Here is a 21155-nt window from a genome sequence, read left to right as displayed (position 1 = left end):
TAATTTCCGCAGATATTCCTATATTTTGATTCACCATCCATCCAGCCCGGCCCGCTGCATGGCCCCCAGCACCTTTTGGCGCAGGTGGGGGAAGTCTTTTTCCAGCTTTTTCACCAGCTCTTCCGTGTCCTTCCGGGCGGTGACGCCGTCGGCGGGACAGGCGCTTTTCACCACGGGCAGGTCCAGCCGGCGGGCCGCGCCCTTGATCTCCCGCTCCTCGCAGAAAACCAGGGGGCGGATGACAGTGATCTGTTTGCGGGAAAGGAAGGTCTTGGGGGAAAAGCAGCCGATCTTCCCCCCATAGAACAGGTTCATAAAAAAGGTCTGCACCGCGTCATCAAAGTGATGGCCCAGGGCCAGCTTGTTCAGGCCCAGTTCCAAGCACAGGTTGTGAAGGATGCCCCGGCGCATGCGAGCGCAGAGGGAACAGGGGTTCTCCTCTTTGCGCTCCTCAAAGATGAGGGGGCCCAGATCTGTCTTTCTAATAATATAAGGAACGGAAAGGCTGTCGCACAGGCGCTGGATCTGGGAGTAATCCCCCGGCACCCCGCCGAAACAGGGGTCGGCGGTGACAGCTGTCACGGTGTAATGCTTGGGATAGTAGTGGGAGAGCTCCGCCAAGGCGCACAGCAGGAACAGGCTGTCCTTGCCGCCGCTGACCCCCACGGCGATCTTGTCCCCTTCGTCGATGAGATCGTATTTTTGCACGGCGGCTCGCACCCGCCCCGTCAGCTTGTCCATTGCCATTCCCCCTTATATAGTAAAGAAGCTTTTCTAGTATAATCCACACCGCCCCGGTTTACAAGCCCTTGGGAAGCGAATCGCGACCAGGTGCCGGCGGGGGCTGCCGGAAAGTGAAAATCACAAGTGAGAAAACAAGAGATAAATGGGTAAAAACAGGAGATATTAAGAGGATGTGAAAAGCCAATTAAAAAATCCGGGAAAACCTGTTGACAGGGGCAGAAACCTGTGCTATCATCTATAAGCGCCCAAAACCGGGCGCTTACGCTTGTTTGGACACATTTTCAAATACATGCTACAAACTTTGGAGGTCTAAAGCTATGTCTACCACAATGCCGAAAGCCGGTCAGATCGACCGCAAATGGTATGTCATCGACGCCGCGGGCAAGCCTCTGGGCCGTGTAGCCGCTCAGGCTGCCGTGCTCCTGCGGGGCAAGCACAAGGTCACCTTCGCTCCCCATGTGGACTGCGGCGACCATGTCATTATCATCAACTGCAAGGACGCCGTCCTCACCGGCGGCAAGGCGGAGAAGAAGTACTACTACCGCCACACCGGGTACATCGGCCACCTGAAGGCCACCCGCTATGACACCCTGATGAAGACCAAGCCGGAGCTTGCCATGGAGCTTGCCGTGAAGGGCATGATCCCCTCCAACTCCATCGGCCGCAACGCCATGACCCGCCTGCGCGCCTACGCCGGCAGCGAGCACAAGCACGCCGCCCAGAAGCCCGTGGAATGGAACCTGTAAGGAGGAGTTAAACGATGTACGAATCTGCACCTTATTTCTATGGCACCGGCCGCCGCAAGAGCAGCGTGGCCCGGGTGCGCCTGTATCAGGGCACCGGCAAAATCACCATCAACGACCGTGATATCGACGATTATTTCGGCCTGGACACCTTGAAGTATATTGTCCGCCAGCCCCTGGCTCTCACCGGCACCGACGAGAAGTTCGACATCGTCTGCCGTGTTTCCGGCGGCGGCGTCACCGGCCAGGCCGGCGCCATCCGCCATGGCGTGGCCCGCGCCCTGCTCCAGTATGACAGCGAGAACCTGCGCTCCATGCTGAAGAAGGCTGGCTTCCTCACCCGCGACCCTCGTATGAAGGAGCGGAAGAAATACGGTCTCAAAGCCGCTCGTCGCGCGCCTCAGTTCAGCAAGCGCTAAACATTTCCTGTTTGCGCTGTGGGGAAAGCGGTCCGCGGTTTCTTCGCAATGGAAAGCCCCCGGTATGGGGGCTTTTTTGCTGCCCTTTTTTGACAAAATCCCCCCTATTATACCCCTATTATATTAGTATACGAAAAAATTGGCGAAAAGCGGCTTCTACCACCTGTGGTAGGGGCTGTTCCACTTTTCCACAAAAAGGGATGCTTTCTGCGAAAAACTACCCGAACGGTGGGTTTTCCGGCACCTCTCCCCCACCAGGCAGGGATTTTCCTGAGAAAATAGGGAGGACGCTGCCTTTTTGAAAAAATTTTTTGGCCTTTTGCGGGAGCCTTCTGCATTAACATGCAAAAAACAGAAAGGATGTTCGATGTAAAAAGGGAAACTGGACCTTTCCCAGGGCAACCCAAGGGACGAAAGGGCGGAAGGCCCGGAATTTGGGCGTTTTTCCGCCCGGTTTTCCTGTATGGGAACTTAGAGTTTTATACACGTAGTTTACAAAAAATCCCCGGTATTCCTGAGTTTTCCCCGAGAGAATATTTATAAATATTCATAAATTTTTCATTTTATGAGGCTCTTGGCGGAATTGGAGAACGGGTTTTGATGTATTTTGCACAGCCCCTGTGCGGCGGTTTTTGCCGGAAAACGGGAAATGAGAGGGGAAAAGCTCCCTGGAAGGGGATTATGTCAAGGAATGTTTCATTCAGATTTGGATAAAATAACTAAAAAACTGCGGGTGGAATTTTTGACAGGGTGTGGATTTTCTACTATACTAGCCCACGGATACCGCCTAAAAGGCGGTGAAAGGAGCATTCGTATGCACGGAAGACACATGAAAAAAGCGCCCAAGCTCTTCGCCATCCGGGGGGCAGCCGCGCTCATCCTGGTCCTCGCGCTCAGTGTATCCTCAATTGCGACTGTAACGGCAACCACGGTCTCCGCCAATGTGATCGACGGGGGCCAGTCCTATACGTTCAGCATGGTCAGCACGGACCTGGATGAAATCCTGTCCCAGGCGCAGGCCCAGGGCATGGAGCCCTTGGGCCCGCTGGATGTGGCCGAGCGGGTGGAGGGCACTACCACGGTGGTGGTGCGCCGGGGCGTGGAACTGACGGTGGCCGAGGCCGGCCGGAAGACCCACCTCACCGCCTATGAGGGCGACACGGTGGAGCAGGCCCTGCTGGAGAACAGCATCGTCCTGAAGGACGAGGACCAGGTCTTTCCCAGCCGGGACGCGGTGCTGGAGGGGGACACCCAGGTGGAGATCCGCCGCTCCTGCCAGGTGGTCATTTACGCCGACGGGAAGACCCAGACGGTGACCCGCACCGGCGGTACGGTGGAGGATGCCCTGCAAGAGGCGGGCGTCACCGTGGGGCAGGACGATACCCTGAACTATGAGAAGGACGAGCCCTTGTTCGATAAAATGCACATCCGGGTGACCCGGATGATGAAGGTGAACATCACCGCCGACGGTCAGACCCAGGAGTATGAAACCTCTGCCCAGACCGTGGAGGCCGCCCTGAAGAAGTGCGGCGTCCAGCTGGGAGAGAAAGACCGGGTGCAGCCAGAGCTCACCGAGAAGGTGAAGGACGGCATGGCGATCACGGTCCAGCGGGTGGAAGTGAAAGAGGAGAAGAAGACCGAGGAGGTCGCCTTTGAGACCGAGTACCAAGATACCTCTTCCCTCTATGTGGGCGAAACCCAGGTGAAGACCGCGGGTGTGAAGGGCGAGAAAGAGGTCACCTACCAAGTCACCTATGTGGACGGCCAAGAGGAGAGCCGGGAGGCTGTCTCGGAAGAGGTGACGAAGGAGCCGGTCCCTGAAGTGGTTCTGCGGGGCACTCTGGAAAAAGAGGAAGAGCCCTCTACAGGCACCTCTGCCCCCGATGTGAGCGGCGGCAACGGCACTGGCAATGTGGCCGGCACCTTTGTGGATATGTACGGCAACACGGTCTCTTACAGCTCCATGCTTTCCGGCACCTGCACGGCCTACTCCGTGCCCGGCGGCACCACCTCCCTGGGATGGGACGCGGTGTACGGCGTGGTGGCAGTGGACCCCAACATCATCCCCTATGGGACGAAAATGTACATCACCTCCCCGGACGGCAGCGTGGTCTACGGCTACGGCGTGGCCGGTGACACCGGCGGGGCCTGCATGGCGGGGGATATCATCGCGGACTTGTGCTATAACACCATCGAGGAGTGCAGCCAGATCGGCCGCAGGACGATGAATATTTACATCCTCTCTTAACCGGGGGGAATGCGGGGAAAGCGCCCTTTTGCGGGGCGCTTTCCCTTTTTACTTGTTTTTTCCCCAGGCTTCCTATATAATAAGAAGGACAACGCCCCCCGCGGGGAGAAAGGAGGAAGGGCTTTGCATTACATATACGCGGTGATGATGCTGGCGGCTGGGCTGATCCTGATTTTCTCCCTTTCCAAAGAGAACAAGGTGTTCTATGTGGCGGGGGGATATTTCCTTTTTTTGGGCGGCTGGTGGCTGGCGGACTGTCTGCTGCCAGAGGCAGACCTGTTCGCGGGCGGCTGGGGCATTGTCTTTAAGGTCATCACGGCCTTGGTGCTGGTGGTGCTGGTGGCGGTTTTTGTCAAGGAGTACCGCAAAAAGGGGCGGGACCCCGGGGAAAAGGAGCGGCCCCAGGGCCCCAAAAAGGACTGAGCCCCTGGTTGGAAGGGGAATGTTGGAAAAAACGGCCAGGCCGGAGGGAAAGAGGAACACGCTGTGGAAGCCATGCTGACCATTGTCTCTAAGGTAGCGGTCATGCTCATCATGATCGTTGTGGGGTATTATATCGCGAAAAAGGGGATCTTTACAGAGTGGGGCACGTCAGAGATCAACACCCTGCTGCTGCAGATCGTCACCCCCTGCCTCATCATCAACTCCTTCATCACCTCGGAGGACGACTTGCAGCCCATGGAACTGCTGATGGCGGTGGGCACCTCGGCCCTGGCCATCTTTTTGAGCCTTGGCCTGAGCTATGGCTTTTTCCGCAAGGAGCCGCCCCAGCGGCAGAAGGTGCTGCGCTTTGCCACCATCTTCAGCAACGCGGGCTTTATGGGCCTGCCCCTGGTAGAGGGCATTGTGGGGGACAAGGGCGTTATCTACGGCTCCTTCTTCATTGTGGTGTTCAATCTCATCTGCTGGACCTACGGGTTCCGAATGATGAGCGGCGGCCAGAAGATGAGCTGGAAGGTGCTGCTGCTGAACCCGGGCATCATCGGCCTGATCTTCGGCCTGCCCATCTACTTTTTAAAGATCCCCATTCCCGCCGTGCTGGCGGAGCCGGTGGGATTTTTCGCAAACCTGAACACACCCCTGGCCATGCTGGTCATTGGCAGCTATGTGGCCAAGGTGGACCTGCACTCGTTTATCTCCGACCTGGCGGTGTATAAAATGGCGGCCCTGCGGCTGGTGGCGGCGCCGGCGGTGTTCCTGCTGTGCCTGGTCTTCATTCGGCCGGAGGAACAGCTGCTGGTCACCAGCGTCATTCAGGCGGCCTGCCCGGTGGCGGCCAACACCGTGCTGTTCGCCGTGCAGTACAAGCAGGACTCGGCCCTGGCCTCCAAGACGGTGGCGGTGAGCACTGTTCTTTCCATCATCACGATCCCCACCTTCACCATTCTGGCCCAGGCCGTATGCGAGTTCTTATATTGATAAGAAGAAAGCGGCGTTTTAAAGGGGGCGGCCTCAGGGCCGGCCCCTTTCCCCATTCAGGGGGGATTTTTGGAAAATAGAAAAAAGCCCCTGTAAAGCGGCATTCCTTGTCAAAAAGGGAGAAAAGGGCGCTTTTCATTGAAAAAGGCAGCGGCCCCGTGTACAATAAAGGCAGCAAGAGGAAAGGATGGGATGGCTATGACGATGATTGCGCCCTCGCTGCTGGCGGCGGATTTTTCCGCCATGGGGGAACAACTGCGGCGGGTCCAGCAGGCGGAAGCGGTCCATATCGACATCATGGATGGGAACTTTGTCCCCAACCTGAGCATGGGCCCCCAGATGGTAGAGGCCCTGCGGCCCCAGAGCAGCCAAATTTTTGACGTGCACCTGATGCTGCTGCACCCCCTGCCCTATGTGCCGGTCTTTCGGAAGGCCGGGGCGGACTGGCTTACCTTCCATGTGGAGTGCGCCGACGACCCAGAGCGGGTGCTTCGGGCCATTGAGGAAAGCGGCGCAAAGCCCGGCATGGCGCTGAAACCCGCCACTCCGGCAGAGGCGCTGTACCCCTATGGGGAGAGGCTGCACTGCGTCACGGTGATGACGGTGGAGCCGGGCTTTGGCGGGCAGAAGCTGATGGAGGCCCCCCTGGAGAAGATCCGCCAGCTGAAGGAACGCTTCCCGCACCTGGTGGTGGAAGTGGACGGCGGGGTCAACGAGGAGACGGCCCCCCTGGTGCGCCAGGCCGGTGCGGACCTGCTGGTGGCGGGCACCGCGGTATTCCGGGCAGAGCGCCCGGCGGAAGCCATGGCCCGGCTGCGGGGAGAGTGAGAAGAAACAAGGGCAAGCCCTCGCCATAGTATGGTAAAAAAACTGCGAGGTGCTGGCCTTGAGACTGAGATCACCTGTGCAGCCCCTTGTGTTCTGCTTTTTGGGAGCCACGCCGCTGTGCGCCGCCGTGGCGGCTCTCTATGGGAGCGTTCCAGGCGTGGGGGCGTCCCTGTGCCTGTATGGAGGGCGGTACTATTTGGCTGTGAGGGCCTCTCTGGGGCAGCGGCCCCAGGTGAGAAGGGCGGCGGCCCCCTTTGCCCGGGAGCTGGGCCCCTGTCCCGTGTTGTACGCGTATTTTGAGGAGCACGGGCTGCGGCTCTCCGGCGACGCGGTGGGAGAGCTGGGCGGGGCGCTGCATCACAGGCGAAAGTGACGCTTTTCTAATTTAATAGGAAGGCAGGGCGCCCCCTCTTCCATTTTCAGGGCCGTATATGGTGAAAAAAACACGGCCCTCTTCGGGAAAATGGACAAGTTTTACAATCCAATTGAAAGAAAATCACTGGAATTGAACGGATTTGCCAAAGTTTTAGCGCGCTAAAACCAGATGCGGGCAAAGTGCTGAAAATAGTTGGCTTTGTTTAAAACAAAAGTGGATATTTCTCCGATTTCTAAAACGGAAGCTCTGGCAAAAATTCCTCAAAAATGGCTTAAAACCGCCATTTTCCGGGGTTTTCGTAATTTTCCACCAAAAACGCAAAAATCCGGAAAAACTTGAAAAAAAGACTTGCATTTTTCAGGGACAAAGATTATTATATAGATAACTTCAACTCGCGGGGAAAAAGCCCTGCGAGAATCTAAAATTTAAGAGGGTTGAAATTATGAAGAAAAGCAAGTTTCTGAAGAAATCACTTGCGATGCTTCTGGCTGTCATGCTGGTCGTCGCAATGATTCCGCTCAGCGCTGCGGCTGCGGAGACTCCTGTCATTTCACAGATCAAAGTGAATGACGTAGTCGCCACCGGCAGCGGCGATGCCTATACCGCGGAGATCGCTGATCCCGGTACAGGTGCTGTTAAAGTTGCTGTTACGCTGCAGAATGGCGTAGGCAGCATCAATCGAGAGGATGAAACTCAGAATGATGGTGTGTACGTTTTCACTCTGAGCGACGAAGAAAAAGAGGCGAAGTCCGTTTCCTTCGACGTGTATGACACCGATGGTGTGAAGACTGCCACTGTCACCGTTACCTACACCGTGACTGCCAAGAACACCGACACCTCCATCAAGTCTCTGACTGTGGACGGCATGTACGATGTGTCCTATGTGGGCAATGCCTACACCGTGGTTGTTCCCTATGGCACTGCTTCCGCTTATGTTAACATCACTCCCAATAGTGACAAAATCCAGGGTATCAGCGGTGCAACTAAGCAGACGGATGGTTCTTACAAATCCAATAGCGCAGTTCCTGTTGACGCTTCCACTGGCACTTCCTTTACTGTAACTGCCGAGAGCGGCAACAAGGCTGTGTACACTGTGAAGCTGGTCTCTGCCAAGGCTTTCACCGAGTTCTCTGTGGCTGGCGAGCGCAAGGCTGCTGATATCAGCCGTGTGACCGAGAACTACGCTGGGGACAAGACCGTTGAGATCCATATGCCCTATGGCACTAAGGCCGATGATAAGGGCAGCTATAAGTTCACTCCCACTTTCACCAAGGCGTACGCTTCTGCTCAAATCATTGCTAACTATGATGGCAATGCCAATACCGAAATTGTCAGCGGCACCGAATATGATTTGAATAAGTTTGACGGTGTCTCTTTGAGCGCTAATGGTGAAATCACCTCTGCGGAGGTTGCCCTGACTGTGAAGTACAGCGAGGACAGCGAGGAAACATGGAAACTGAAGTTTGAAGTTCCCTCTCAGGATCCCGTGGCTGCTATCAAGGGCCTGTCTGTGGGCAACTATGCCGCTACTATTGACGGCACCAACATCACCTTGGAGCTGCCCAAGTCCCTGCGTGTTAAGAACGGTGCGATTGTTCTGAGCAGCGATACCACCAGTACTGTTACCGTGCTTGGCACTGACGAAAATGATGATCCTATTTTACTAAGTGCCATTGATCTGACCAAGGATTCCTATATCCTGCGGGCTACTGCTGCCGGCCAGGAAGGTAACAATCCCAAGCAGGTGGTTGACTACAAGCTGACCATCAAGACTGCCGCTGCCACCCCCGCTGCCATCACCGACATGACTCTGGAAGACAAGGATGGCAAGCAGTACGAAGGCAAGATCGACAATGGTGCTGGCACCATCACCTTTGAGGTTCCCTATTCCACGAAGGAGCGTGCCGACGTTGAGGATTGGAAGCTGTTCTGGACTCCCAGCAGTGGTTCCACTGTGGATGCTCTTCCCATCTCTGGTTCTAAGCTGAGCGATATTACCAACCAGAATATCATTCCTGCTGGCGGCGCGGAAGGCTTTAAAGACGCCGCTGCTACTGGCGCTGGTTTCATTGTTGAAACTCCCGAGCTGGACAGCAAGACTTACAAGATCGTCTTCAAGAACGCTGCTGCCAAGACCAACAGCACCCTGGGTGCCGTCAGCCTGACCAGCGCGGATGAGTATGACGAAATCAATGACACGAACACTGTCGACGCTTCCATCTCTGGCAAGAAGATCACTGCGAAGGTTGCTTTCAATCAGTGGGATGACCTGAAGACTGCTTATGTAGCTACTACTCTTCCCGAGGGAGCTACCCTGTACTATGTTGATTCTCAGGACAGCAATAAGCTGGTCAAGCTGGATGTTCTGAATGAGGACACTGAGGGCGCTGTCACTGTCAAGCTGCCCGATGCTGACACTTATAAATACGAAAAGAACGCTTCTGGCTATAAGGCTCTGCAGCTGGTCGTTGTGAGTGAAGCTGTTACTGTTCCCGCTGACGCTGACATTGATGACATCACTGTGAACACCAATCTGGGCAAGCGCTCTATCTATGAGCTGACCCTGGAGAAGCAGGCTGCCCGTACTACCGCTGAAATCACTAGCTTCGGTGTGTACGACGCTGAGAACAAGACCACTGTTAAGGGTTCTGTCTCCGGAACTGATATCACCATCACTCTGCCCGCCTACTACGCTGATACCATGCGTAATGCTGCTTCTAAGCTGTACATTGACTACAGTGTGCGTGGCGGCGAGTCTCTGACTGTGGGTTCCGACCGCTTGACCGATCTGCTTCTGAAGGCTGACGGCTCTGTTGATTCTTCCTCCACCAAAGTGACCGCTCATAACGGCACTGCCAACACGGACAAGAAGATCACATTTAAGCCCTCTCCCTCTAGCCCTGATGTTGACATCACCACCATTACTGTCACTCCTGAAGATCCTAATCTGGCCTCCAGTGCTGTGGACTATACTCTCACCGTAAAATTTGCTGACGCTGGCACCACTGCTAAGCTGAACAGCGTGACTATTAATGGTGTTACCGGCACTCCCGACGCCAATAACAAGGTTGTCATCAATCTGCCCTTTGGCGCCGAAGTAACTTCTCTGGTTCCCACCTTCAACGTGGCTGCTAATGGTTATGTAGCTCTCACTAAGGAAGGTCATGAGGTTGCTGCTGATGCTTCCTATAACTTCGTTTCTGACAAAAAGTTTGTTGTTGTCTCTGAGAACGGCGTGAACAGCGCTACTTACACCATCAGCGTCACCACCGCCGACCAGTTCTCTGACGTTGACACGAACGACTGGTACTACAGCAACGTGATGCGCGCCGTGGAGCTGGGCATCCTGTCCGGTTACTCTGACGGCACCTTCAAGCCGATGAACAACATCACCCGCCGCGACTTCGCCATCATGCTGGCACAGTCCCTGGGCCACGACAACGACGAGGAAGCCACTTCTCCCTTCAAGGATGTGGCCGACACCGACTACGGCGTGAGCTCCATCGCTTACCTGTATGAGAACGAGATCACCGTGGGCGACAGCAACGGCAACTTCAATCCCGACGCCAACATCACCCGTCAGGAAGCTGCTATCATGCTGGTGAAGGCCTTCGAGGCCACCGGCACCTCCAGCGACCTGTACGCGGATGACGCGCAGATTGCTTCTTGGGCGAAGAGCTTTGTGTACACCGCCAAGGCCGCTGGCCTGATGAAGGGCGATGACCACAACGAGTTCAACCCCACTGACAGGCTTACAAGAGCTGAAGCCGCGTCCGCAATGGTCAACGCGGTTGATAACTGAGGTTTCAACTCTACTTAATTTTATGATTACCCCATAGGCAGGAGGGACAGCGCAAGCTGTCCCTTTTGTCTTGCCTGGGGGCCTGTGAGCGGGCAGGACAATCTGCCCTTATGCCTGCGGCAGGGGCGGCAGAGGCCGCTATTTTCAAAAAAGCACGGCCTGAAAAGCAAGGCGGTGAAAAGGAAAATCCAAAGCGTTTGCAGGCGGATCTTTTGCTGAACAGCGCAAAAAGCCAGACAGAAGGGGTGTTCCTTCTGCCTGGCTTTCTCTTTTGTCCTTCTGTGTAACCTTCTCCCGGGAAAAGGGCAAGGGCGCCGCCTTCCGGCAGCGCCCTTGCCCTATGGGGTAATCATAAAATTAAGTAGAGTTGAAACCTCAGTTATCAACCGCGTTGACCATAGCGGACGCGGCTTCAGCTCTTGTAAGCCTGTCAGTGGGGTTGAACTCGTTGTGGTCATCGCCCTTCATCAGGCCAGCGGCCTTGGCGGTGTACACAAAGCTCTTCGCCCAAGAAGCAATCTGCGCGTCATCCGCGTACAGGTCGCTGGAGGTGCCGGTGGCCTCGAAGGCCTTCACCAGCATGATAGCAGCTTCCTGACGGGTGATGTTGGCGTCGGGATTGAAGTTGCCGTTGCTGTCGCCCACGGTGATCTCGTTCTCATACAGGTAAGCGATGGAGCTCACGCCGTAGTCGGTGTCGGCCACATCCTTGAAGGGAGAAGTGGCTTTCTCGTCGTTGTCGTGGCCCAGGGACTGTGCCAGCATGATGGCGAAGTCGCGGCGGGTGATGTTGTTCATCGGCTTGAAGGTGCCGTCGGTGTAACCGGACAGGATGCCCAGCTCCACCGCGCGCATCACGTTGCTGTAGTACCAGTCGTTCGTGTCAACGTCAGAGAACTGGTCAGCGGTGGTGACCTTCAGGCTATAAACCTTCTGAGTCTTGGTGTCTTCAGCGGTAACGATAATCTTGAAGTCGCCGGAGATGTCGTAGATCTTATCAGGATCGTAGATGTTAGCAGTAGTGTTGATAGCGATGGTAGCCATTTTAGAAGCTTCCAAGGTCAGGTTTGCCATGGTCAGCTTAGTGCCAAAGGGCAGGTTCACAGTGACGGTCTCAGCAGTGTTGTCGATGGAAGCAGTGGTATTGTTCACCTTAGCAGAAGTCAGCAGAGCACCGGTCTCAGCCTTGGCAACTTCCAGCTCCAGGGTGTACTTGGTGGTATCATCACCGCGCTCGTTGGTAACATCAATAGAAGTAATCTCCTGCCAGTTGGAACCATCGAAAACTTTCAACTTGCCATCATAATAGGCAATAGCGCCCTTATCGGTCTTGCCAGCAGTATAATCCTTGGGCAGTTCGACACTGCCGCCAGAATAAACAGCCTCCACCGTGGCCTGAGAAGAAGCGGAGAAATCGAAGTAGAAAACAGTCGCAGCAGTTCCATCCTTGGGCATGGTAGCGGGAACTGTAACCTTCACCTTACCGCTAGAAACAGCACCGGTAATCTCATAGGTCTTGTTGTTATACTCCAGAGAACCGGACAGAGTATTCAGAGTGCTTCCCGTCATGGCAGGAGCTCTGTCAATGTATACCCAATACTGAGTCGCGTTATTGGTAAGGTAAGATGCATCAATAGTAGCGCCCACCCACTTGGACTCGCTGAGGACATACACAGGAACGGCCTTGCTGGTGTCGAGCTTGCCAGTAGTAGTGTCGATACCCTCGTCAGCATTCAAAGTCAGGCCAGTAGCAGCAGCCTGCTCACCATAGCCATCCATATCCAGAGCTTTGATCTCAGTGCCGTCCTGCTTGTAAATCTTTGCGCCCTCGCTGAGAGTCAGATCAGAGAAGTAAACAGGCTTGGAAGCATCAAAGGAGAAGGGCACATTGACCTTCAGAGTCTTGACAGTCTTATCGTCAGCCTTGTTGGTGGCAGTGCCCACAGACACGCTGTAGGTATTGTCGCTATCCATAGCGCTGACCTTGTTGGTGGAAGTAACCTCGGCGCTGGTCACGTCGCGGTTGTACTTGGGAGTCTCGTAGTCCAGCTTGATAGTATAAGTGCTCTTCACATCGCCATTTGTCACAGTGACAGTGATGGACTCATTTGTGCCAAACACAGAAGCCAGAGTCTGCCCAGCCAGAGCGGGAGTTACATTAGCACCAGTGCTGTGGTTGGGGTTCAGCAGAGTGTAGTCAGCCAGTTTAGCATCATCCTTAGCGGAATAGGGCAGCTTCAGTGTGCCTTCGTTGCCAGACCAAGTAGCAGTATAGACAACCTCTTCGCCATTGACCTTGGTCTTAGCGGACACGTCGCCCAGCAGGGCCTGATCCTTGGGAGCCTTGGTCAGGGTAATACGGTAATCAGTGTAAGCGTCGCCCTGGTCAGCCTTCACACGAATAATGAAGTACTCGCCGCTGACATCAACGGAAGGGATAGAGTATTTGCCGCCGGTAGCAGTGCTAGTCTTACCGGACTGAGCAGGAATGGAAACACCCGCATTCTCAGAAGCGGTGCCGGAAACTGTCACGCTATCCGCAGCAACAGAGGTAAAATCAAAGTCAGCAGGCATTTCCACAGTAGCAGTGGTAGCGCCTTCGGCAATTTCCACCTCGTTGCTGTCGCCGACCTTGATGGTCTTCAGAACGGCCTCGGTGTTGTCCTTTGCAGTCAGAGTGACATTCACAGGCACACCAGTCTTATCATTCTCGCCCACGTACAGCTTAAAGGTAACAGTGCTGTTGGTTTTGAAGTTGACTTCGGTTTCGCCGCTCTTTACTTCCACGTCTTCGCCGTTCTTCTGAACAGTTACCTTAGTGATGGTGTCACCCAGAGTGAAGGTGGGAACGATCTTCTCCAAATCGGTGCCAAAAGCAACATTGGCAGTAACGGTGTTTGTGACGTTGCCGTTAGCAGTGATAACGCTGTCGCCAACCTGACCGTTCACAGTGAAGGTCTCAAAGCCGGGATTGCTCTTCAGTTCCACATTGTAGGTCTTGGAGGAACCGTCCTTAGCGTTAACCTTCACAGTGCCCTTGTTGCCAGAAATAGAGGGGCTTTGAACAGTGGCATCACCAGGAGTGGTAGCGGTGGTAACAAAGTTGGCAGCAGTGGGAGCAACGATCTCCTTGCCAAAGTCATACCAAATAGTGATGGTATTGTCTGCAATTTCGTAGCTGCTCATGTTATCGATGTCTTTCACGGCTTTGATCGTGGCATCACCGTTCAGAGCCGCCTCTTTAACAGTAATCTTCAGAGTGCAAAGCTCAGCGGGAGCATCACTGTCAGAAGTAGTGGGATTGACCCGGAAGGTGAGAGAGTAAACATCGTTGCCCTCATCCTTAGCCTGGGTCTTCAGATTCACGCTTCCAGTAGCGGCGATGGTTGCGTTATCTTTGTCATAAAGGACAAAAGAAGAACCATCAGGTACAGTAGCAGAGATTGCAACCGTATAACCGGAAGCCTCTGCGGTGTACTCAGTGCCGTTGCTGGTAGCGGGTTTACCGTTAACATTTACGGTAACGCCCTCGGCAGCCGCAGCGCTGAGCGGAATCATTGCGACGACCAGCATGACAGCCAGAAGCATCGCAAGTGATTTCTTCAGAAACTTGCTTTTCTTCATAATTTCAACCCTCTTAAATTTTAGATTCTCGCAGGGCTTTTTCCCCGCGAGTTGAAGTTATCTATAAACTGTCATTTGTAAAAAGCGGCCCGGAAAGGCCCGGAAAAGGCTGAAAAAGAGGGGAAAAAGGGGGAGAAGAGGAAAAGAAATGGGGTTGAACTGCTGCCCCGGCAGGGCGCTTGTAGGGGAAGGGAGGGCGGAGGAATCTGCAGAGGGCTGGGGGAGAGCTCTTTCCTCTTGCAATCACCGGGAGGGTTGGTATAATAAAAGAAGGGCCGGCGGGAACCGGCAGAGAGGGGAACTGAACATGGAATCGTACAAGTTTTTGTTGGACGTGGCGCTCATCCTTTTGAGCACCAAGGTGCTGGGACTGATCACCCAAAAGCTGCAGCTGCCCCAGGTGGTGGGCGCCCTGCTGGCGGGGCTGATCTTCGGCCCGGCGGTGCTGAACATCATCCAGCCCACGGAGTTTTTAAACAGCCTGTCGGAGATCGGCGTTATCGTCATCATGTTTGGGGCAGGCATGTCCACGGATATCAAGGAGCTGAAGCAGGCGGGCAAGTCCGGCTTTCTGGTGGCTTTGGTGGGCGTGCTGGTGCCCCTGGGCATGGGCACCCTGCTGGGGTTCCTCTTCGCCCCCGGAGAGAGCGACCCCAGCCTGATCCTGCAGCATGTGTTCATTGGCACCATCTTGACGGCCACCTCGGTTTCCATCACAGTGGAAACCCTGAAAGAGATCGGCAAGCTGAACACCAAGGTGGGCAACAACATCCTGGCCGCCGCCCTCATCGACGACGTGCTGGGTCTCATCGTGCTGACCATTGTCACCAGCCTGGCCGGGGACACGGTGAACGTGGGCCTGGTGCTGGTGAAGATCCTGCTGTTCTTTGTGTTCGTAGCGGCGATGGCTTTTGTGGGGGTCAAGCTCTTTACCTGGTATGAGAACCGGTTCCAGAAAAACCTGCACCGGTTTCCCCTGCTGGCCTTTGTGCTGTGCCTTGTCATGGCCTTTGTGGCCGAGGAGGTCTTCGGCGTGGCGGACATCATCGGCGCCTTTGCTGCCGGCGTTATTGTGGCCAACACCCCCCGGGGCGCGTATATCGAGTCCAAGTTCCAGCCCCTCTCCTATTTGCTGCTGGCCCCCGTCTTCTTTGCCAGCATTGGCCTGAAGGTGGAGCTGCCGGAAATGAGCTGGCAGATCCTTGTGTTTGCGGTGCTGCTGGTGCTGGTGGCCATTTTCTCCAAGCTTATCGGCTGCGGCCTGGGGGCCAAGGCCTGCGGCTTCACCTGGCGGGAGAGCGTCCAGGTGGGCCTGGGCATGGCCTGCCGGGGCGAGGTAGCCCTGATTGTGGCCAACCGGGGCGCCTCCATGGGGCTGATGCCCGAGTCCTACTTTGGGCCGGTGATCATCATGGTGGTGTGCTGCGCAGTGTTCACCCCCATCGCCCTGAAGCTGGCCTTTAAGGGCAAGCGGGGCACGCCGGAGGCCGGGCGCTCCACCCCCTTGGTGGAGCGCTACAGCATGGCGGACAAGCTGGGCGGGATGAGCGACGAGCAGGCCGAGCAGGTGCTGGCGGCGCAGAAAAGGAAAAAATAAGCGTTGAGCATGGCTTCTGCTGCTTGGGGAGCCTATAGAAAACACACGGGAAAGGAGAGAACATCATGGAAGAAATGATCTGCACCGGCCCAGCCGGAACACTGGCTTGCCTTTGGGAAAAAGCCGCTGAGGAGGGGCCCTGCCCCCTGGTGGTCTGCCTGGCTGGCGGGCAGGAGGAAGGGAAGCGGGCCTTGGCCCAGCTGGCGGCCCGGGCAAAAGGGGCGGCGGTGGCCGCTGTGCCCGTGGAGGGCGCCCAGGAGGGGGACTTGGCGGACCTGTTCTGGTCCCTGCGCCAGAGGGAGGACGTGGACGAGTGCCGTGTGGCCTTGCTGGGGACCCCCGCGGCGGCGGACTGGGTGTGGCGGCTGGGGAGCCGCTTCCCCCAGTGGTTCGCCGGGGTGTGCGCCATCGGAGGGCACGGTGACCCCTATGAGGCCCGCGCCCTGAAAGATGTGCCCCTGCGGGCCTATCCGGTGAAGGGCGAGCCCCTGGTGCTGCGGGACGGCCGGGCCACGGCGGACGTGGAGCGGCTGGCCATGGGCCTGCGGGCCGCGGGAGGCTCCCAGGTGGAGGAGCGCAGCCCGGCCCAGGGGGACCCCTGGCAAGGGGCCCTGGAGGACGGGGCTGTGGAGTGGCTGCTGTCCCAGGACCGGAGGACTCAGTTCCAGGTGATGTGGCTGAAGCCCGGGGTGTGGCGCATTGACGACTGGTTCACCGCCAGCTGCTACCTGGTGGAGGGCCGGGAGAAGGCGCTGCTCATCGACACGGGCATGGGAGAAGGGGACCTGGCGGGGCTGGTGTCCCAGCTGACAGACCTGCCGGTGGAGGTGGCGGTGACCCATCCCCACTTGGACCACATGCACTGGATCGACAAGTTCCCCCGGGTGTACCTGCACAAGGAGGACATCGCGCCCCTGAAGGAACATCCGGAGAACTATCCCAGTGCCCTGAGCCACCCGGGAGCCTCCCTGCCGGAGCTGATGCCCATAGAGGAAGGCACGGTTATCGACCTAGGGGGCGGCGTCCAGGTGGAGGTGTGGGAGCTGCCCGGGCACACGCCCCACTCGGTGGTGTTTGCGGACCCCTTCCACAAGTGCCTGTTCACCGGGGACGCCATCGGCTCCGGATACATCGTGCTGCTGATCACGCCGGAACAGCAGGCCCTGGAGCTGGTGGCCCAGTACCGCCAGGCCTTAGAGCGCTTCGCGCCCCACCTGCCCCAGGCCCGGGACTACGCCTGGCTGGGAGGCCACGGCATTCAGGAAAACGGCGGCGATGGCCGCCACCAGCAGGACTACCTGGCGGGGACTTCCCAGTACTTTAACCCCATCCGGGAACGGGTCATCACAGACATGATGGCCCTGTGCGACGGCCTGCTGGCGGGGGAAATCCCCTGCACGCCGGAGAAGAACTATCCCGAAGCCCACTGCGAGCTGGGCTGTGCGGGCATCAATTTCCGGTACATCTAAATAAGCAAGGGAAAAGGGCGGCCTTCGGGCCGCTTTTTTCTTGTGAAAGAAGTTGAAAAACCGGAAAATAGTCCTGGTTTTTTAGTAAAATATCCTTTCCTTTCCCAAAGGATATGGTATAATCACTGCGATGACAGAAGCCGGTCCACAGCTGCCCTGGGTGCGTGGGCGGGCTTCTGCTGCTAGATGGGAGGAGAGACCGATATGAAGGAGTATGAACTGTACACGGGGGCCTACACGGGCTCCAAAGAGGAGGCGGGCGTCCGCTCCTGGCGGTTTGACGGCAGGGCCCTGCGGGAGGCGGGCCGTTTCTGCGGCCTGGAAAACCCCTCCTATGTGCTGCCCTGGGAGGACCGGCTGTATGTGGTGGAGGAGCTGCCCGGCCGGGCTGGGGCTGCCTGCCTTTCCCGGGAGGAGGGCGGCGGGCTGCGTGCCCTTTGGCACCGGGAAGTCCCCGGGGCGGGGCTGTGCCACATCACTGCCAGCGGCGGGCGGCTGTACGCCTCGGGATACGCGGGGGGCACGCTGACGGGGCTGGATGCCGCCAGCGGCGAGCCCTGCTTTTACCAGGAGTTCCACGGGCACGGTCCCAATGCCCGGCGCCAGGAGCGGGCCCACATCCACTCGGCCCAGCCTGCGCCGGAAGGCGCCCGCCTGCTGGTGGCGGACCTGGGCACGGACCGGCTCTACCAGTTTGTCCAGGAGGAGGGGGGAACGCTGCGCCCTGAGGAAGGGCAGCCCTGGCTGGAGACGGGGCCCGGGCAGGGCCCCCGGCACTTTGCCTTCCACCCCAGCGGGAAGTGGCTCTACCTGGTGACAGAGCTGGACAGCTCCCTGCTGGTGCTCCGCCGGGAGGGGGACCGGCTGGAAAAGGCGGGGGAGTACCCCCTGCGCCAGGCCTCGGACCCGGCGGAGACCTGGGCGGCGGACATCCACCTGTCCCCGGACGGCCGGTTTTTGTACGCCTCGGTCCGGGGGCCGGGGTGCCTGTGCGGCTTCCAGGTGCTGGGGGAGGGCGAGGCCCTGCTGCCCCTGGGGCGGTTCCCCACCGGGGGCAGCTGCCCCCGCAGCTTTGCCCTCAGCCCGGACGGGCGCTATGTGGCCGCCGCCAACCAGGAGCCGGGGAACCTGGTGCTGTTCCCCCGGGAGGAAAAGACCGGCCTGCTGGGAGAGGCCCTGTGCAGCGTGGAGATCCCCCAGGCGGCCTGCGTGAAGTGGAGAGAGTAAGTTCTGTATATGCGCAGAAAGGGAGGCATGTGATTTGGAACGGAAAAAAGCGGTGGTCACGGGGGCCAGCCGGGGCATTGGCAAGGGTATTGCCCGGTGTTTGGCCCGCACCACCGACGGCACCGCCGTGCGGCCCTGAGGGATGGGGGATGGAAAATTTTGCGCCATTCTAAAACATTCTAATAAAAAACGCCTGGAAGCTGGCCTTCCGGGCGTTTTTCCGCTGCCGAAAAGGGTGGATAATGGGGCCAGAGCTGGCAAATACTAACTCACGAAACCAAGCGGGACGGAGGCCGCGGCCCCTTGCCCCGGCAGAATTTTGGGAGGAATGGTATGAAAGCAACAGGAATCGTGCGGAGGATTGACGACCTTGGGCGGGTGGTCATCCCCAAGGAGATCCGCCGCACGCTGAAAATCCGGGAGGGCATGCCCATGGAGATCTTCACCGATGTCTCCGGGGAGGTCATCTTGAAAAAGTATTCCCCCGTGGGGGAGATGGCGGCCCTGGCCCAAGCCTATGCCGGGGCCCTGGTGTCCCTTTCCGGGCTGGGGGCCGCCATCTGCGACGTGGAACAGGTCATTGCCGTGGCGGGCCCCGCCAAGAAGGAGCTGCTCCACAAACCCCTGTCTCCCCAGCTGGAGGAGCTGGTCCAGGGCAAGCGGCACTTTGCCGCCGCGGGGGAGAACACCGTGCTGGCGGCCCAGGGGCTGGCGGCCGCCGCAGTGGCGGTGTACCCGGTGGTTTCCAACGGGGACCCCATGGGCGCCGTGATGTTGCTGAAGGGGGAGAAGTCCCCCGCCCGGGTCAGCACAGAGGTCCTGGAAAGCGCCCGGGCCGCCGCCATGTTCCTCTCCCGGCAGCTGGAGGTGTGAATCCCGGGGGCCGCGCGAGGAGAAAACGCAGAAAAAGCCTTGATTTTCCTGGCATGGGGTGGTATAATCACTAAGGTATAGGTAGGATGATGAAAGAGTGGGGCGACCCGCTCTTTTGTTTGCTTATAAAGCAAAAGCAGAAAAAGCGGCCCCAGGGCCGGGAAAGGACGGGAGAAGCATGCGTTCCGCGCCCAAGAAAAAAGGAAATGTGTCCCAGCGCGTCTGGGAGATGTGCGGGCCCCTGGCCCAAGAGCTGGGGCTGTCCCTGTGGGACGTGCAGTTCGTCAAGGAGGGGGCCGACTGGTTCCTGCGGGTATTTATCGACAAGGAGGGCGGCGTTTCCATCGACGACTGCGTGGACATGACCCACGCCCTGAGCCCCGTGCTGGACCGGGAGGACCCCATCCCCCAGGAGTACCTGCTGGAGGTCTCTTCCCCCGGGCTGGAGCGCAGGCTCACCCGGCCAGAGCATTTTGCGGCCTATGTGGGCCGTCCGGTGCGGGCCCGGCTCATCCGCCCCCTGGAAAACGGCCAGCGTGAGCTGTGCGGCATTCTGCTGCGGGCAGAGGAGGGCGGCCAGCTGGAAATCCAGCTGGATGAGGAGACCAGCGTGACCGTGGAGAAGAAAGAGTGCTCCTCCATCCATTCGGTGGATGAAGGGCTTGACGAATAAGGTAGCAAAGGAGCGAGGCTAGACCATGGCAAAGAAGAAGGAACCGGAGAAGCAGGGCAACGAGGAGCTGTTCCTGGCTCTGGATTTGTTGGAGAAGGAGAAGGGCATCCCGGCGGAGTATATGCTGGATAAAATCAAGAAGGCCATCTCCACCGCCTGCAAGAACAACTATGGCAACGAGGACGTGGACATCGACGTGGACCGGGAAAAGGGCGTCTTCAACGTGTACCTGCGCAAAGAGATTGTGGAAGAGGTGGAGGACCCCAACCGCCAGTACCTGCTGGACAAGGCCAAGCAGGTGGACCCCACCGCCTGCGTGGGCCGGTTTGTGCGCATTAAGCTGGACACCAAGCAGTTCGGCCGGGTGGCCGCCCAGACTGCCCGCAACATCATCCGCCAGGGCATTCGGGACAGTGAGCGGGGCCAGATGATGGAGGAGTTCCAGTCTAAGCACCAAGAGCTGGTCAGCGGCCTGGTGGAGCGCATTGACCCCCGCACCGGGGCCATCTCCCTGCGGCTGGGCAAGGCCGAGGCCGTGCTGCCGAAAAACGAGCAGATCGGCGGGGAGAATGTGAAGGAGGGCGACTACATAAAGGTATATGTGGTCGATGTGCGCGAAACCGAGAAGGGCCCCAAGGCCATTATCTCCCGCACCCACCCCGACCTGGTGAAGCGCATGTTTGAAACCGAGGTGCCGGAGATCTATGACGGCACGGTGGAGATCAAGGCCGTTTCCCGGGAGGCGGGCTCCCGCACCAAGTTGGCCGTGATGAGCAACGACCCGGCGGTGGACGCCGTGGGCGCCTGTATCGGCGCTCGGGGCAGCCGTGTCTCAGAGATTGTGGACGAGCTGGGCGGCGAGAAGATCGACATTGTGGAGTACAGCGAGGAGCCCAAGCAGTTCATCGCGGCGGCGCTCTCTCCGGCCAACGTGCTCTCGGTAGAGCTGGCGGAGGACGGCTCCCGCTCCTGCAGGGTGACTGTGCCGGACAACCAGCTTTCCCTGGCCATCGGCAACAAGGGGCAGAACGCCCGCCTGGCCGCCAAGCTCACCGGCTGGAAAATCGACATCAAGCCGGAAAGCGGCTTCTACGGCGAGGAACAATAAGGCGG

Annotated in this window: 16 protein-coding genes; 14 read left to right on the top strand and 2 right to left on the bottom strand. The window is 57.8% G+C overall.

Annotation, left to right across the window (positions count from 1 at the left end; genetic code table 11):
• Positions 1-30: 30 nt before the first annotated feature.
• Positions 31-747, bottom strand: coding sequence for a tRNA 2-thiocytidine biosynthesis TtcA family protein (locus tag ODJ80_RS11455; protein ID WP_317619915.1), 717 nt, complete (start codon positions 745-747; stop codon positions 31-33).
• A 314-nt stretch (positions 748-1061) separates the two neighbouring features.
• On the opposite strand from ODJ80_RS11455, the gene rplM reads away from it, so the two are divergent.
• The 8 genes from rplM (at position 1062) to ODJ80_RS11415 (ending at position 10579) form a co-directional block, all read left to right on the top strand.
• On the top strand, positions 1062-1490 hold the full coding sequence (gene rplM / locus ODJ80_RS11450; RefSeq protein WP_263042189.1) for a 50S ribosomal protein L13: 429 nt from the start codon (positions 1062-1064) through the stop codon (positions 1488-1490).
• 14 nt (positions 1491-1504) lie between these two features.
• Positions 1505-1906 (top strand): 30S ribosomal protein S9, encoded by a 402-nt coding sequence (gene rpsI / locus ODJ80_RS11445; protein ID WP_263042188.1) that lies wholly within the window; start codon positions 1505-1507, stop codon positions 1904-1906.
• Between the two features lie 814 nt (positions 1907-2720).
• Positions 2721-4154: a ubiquitin-like domain-containing protein gene (locus ODJ80_RS11440; RefSeq protein ID WP_263042187.1), complete on the top strand. Its 1434-nt coding sequence runs from the start codon at positions 2721-2723 to the stop codon at positions 4152-4154.
• Between the two features lie 123 nt (positions 4155-4277).
• Positions 4278-4577 (top strand): hypothetical protein, encoded by a 300-nt coding sequence (locus tag ODJ80_RS11435; protein WP_263042186.1) that lies wholly within the window; start codon positions 4278-4280, stop codon positions 4575-4577.
• A gap of 72 nt (positions 4578-4649) precedes the next feature.
• Positions 4650-5573 carry an AEC family transporter gene (locus ODJ80_RS11430; protein ID WP_263042198.1) on the top strand — a complete coding sequence of 308 codons (924 nt, stop codon included), beginning with the start codon at positions 4650-4652 and terminating at the stop codon, positions 5571-5573.
• Positions 5574-5771: 198 nt separating this feature from the next.
• Entirely contained in the window at positions 5772-6401 is a 630-nt protein-coding gene (rpe, locus tag ODJ80_RS11425; protein WP_263042185.1) for a ribulose-phosphate 3-epimerase, read from the top strand.
• 58 nt (positions 6402-6459) lie between these two features.
• A complete protein-coding gene (locus ODJ80_RS11420) occupies positions 6460-6774 on the top strand; it encodes a hypothetical protein (protein WP_178865194.1) in 315 nt (104 codons plus the stop codon).
• 445 nt (positions 6775-7219) lie between these two features.
• Complete coding sequence (locus ODJ80_RS11415; protein ID WP_263042184.1) at positions 7220-10579, top strand: S-layer homology domain-containing protein; 3360 nt, start codon at positions 7220-7222, stop codon at positions 10577-10579.
• Between the two features lie 375 nt (positions 10580-10954).
• On the opposite strand, the gene ODJ80_RS11410 is transcribed toward ODJ80_RS11415, so the two are convergent.
• Positions 10955-14203: an S-layer homology domain-containing protein gene (locus ODJ80_RS11410; RefSeq protein WP_263042183.1), complete on the bottom strand. Its 3249-nt coding sequence runs from the start codon at positions 14201-14203 to the stop codon at positions 10955-10957.
• Between the two features lie 307 nt (positions 14204-14510).
• On the opposite strand from ODJ80_RS11410, the gene ODJ80_RS11405 reads away from it, so the two are divergent.
• The 6 genes from ODJ80_RS11405 to nusA all read left to right on the top strand — a co-directional run bounded on the left by ODJ80_RS11405 (position 14511) and on the right by nusA (position 21150).
• The gene (locus ODJ80_RS11405; protein ID WP_263042182.1) at positions 14511-15800 is read left to right on the top strand and encodes a cation:proton antiporter; all 1290 of its coding nucleotides are present in this window, start codon (positions 14511-14513) and stop codon (positions 15798-15800) included.
• A gap of 65 nt (positions 15801-15865) precedes the next feature.
• A complete protein-coding gene (locus ODJ80_RS11400) occupies positions 15866-17269 on the top strand; it encodes an MBL fold metallo-hydrolase (protein ID WP_263042181.1) in 1404 nt (467 codons plus the stop codon).
• 204 nt (positions 17270-17473) lie between these two features.
• Complete coding sequence (locus ODJ80_RS11395) at positions 17474-18496, top strand: lactonase family protein (protein ID WP_263042180.1); 1023 nt, start codon at positions 17474-17476, stop codon at positions 18494-18496.
• Positions 18497-18829: 333 nt separating this feature from the next.
• The gene (locus ODJ80_RS11385; RefSeq protein WP_317619913.1) at positions 18830-19369 is read left to right on the top strand and encodes a stage V sporulation T C-terminal domain-containing protein; all 540 of its coding nucleotides are present in this window, start codon (positions 18830-18832) and stop codon (positions 19367-19369) included.
• A gap of 178 nt (positions 19370-19547) precedes the next feature.
• Positions 19548-20042, top strand: coding sequence for a ribosome maturation factor RimP (gene rimP / locus ODJ80_RS11380; RefSeq protein WP_016406037.1), 495 nt, complete (start codon positions 19548-19550; stop codon positions 20040-20042).
• A 25-nt stretch (positions 20043-20067) separates the two neighbouring features.
• Positions 20068-21150 carry a transcription termination factor NusA gene (gene nusA / locus ODJ80_RS11375; protein ID WP_178863012.1) on the top strand — a complete coding sequence of 361 codons (1083 nt, stop codon included), beginning with the start codon at positions 20068-20070 and terminating at the stop codon, positions 21148-21150.
• The last annotated feature ends 5 nt before the right edge of the window (positions 21151-21155 follow it).

Origin of the sequence: Acutalibacter sp. LFL-21 (genome assembly GCF_025630755.1) — a bacterium.
Taxonomy (GTDB): Bacteria; Bacillota; Clostridia; order Oscillospirales; family Acutalibacteraceae; genus Acutalibacter; species Acutalibacter stercoravium.
Note: the sequence above shows the minus strand (reverse complement) of the source record. Positions and strands in the feature narration are given on the sequence as shown.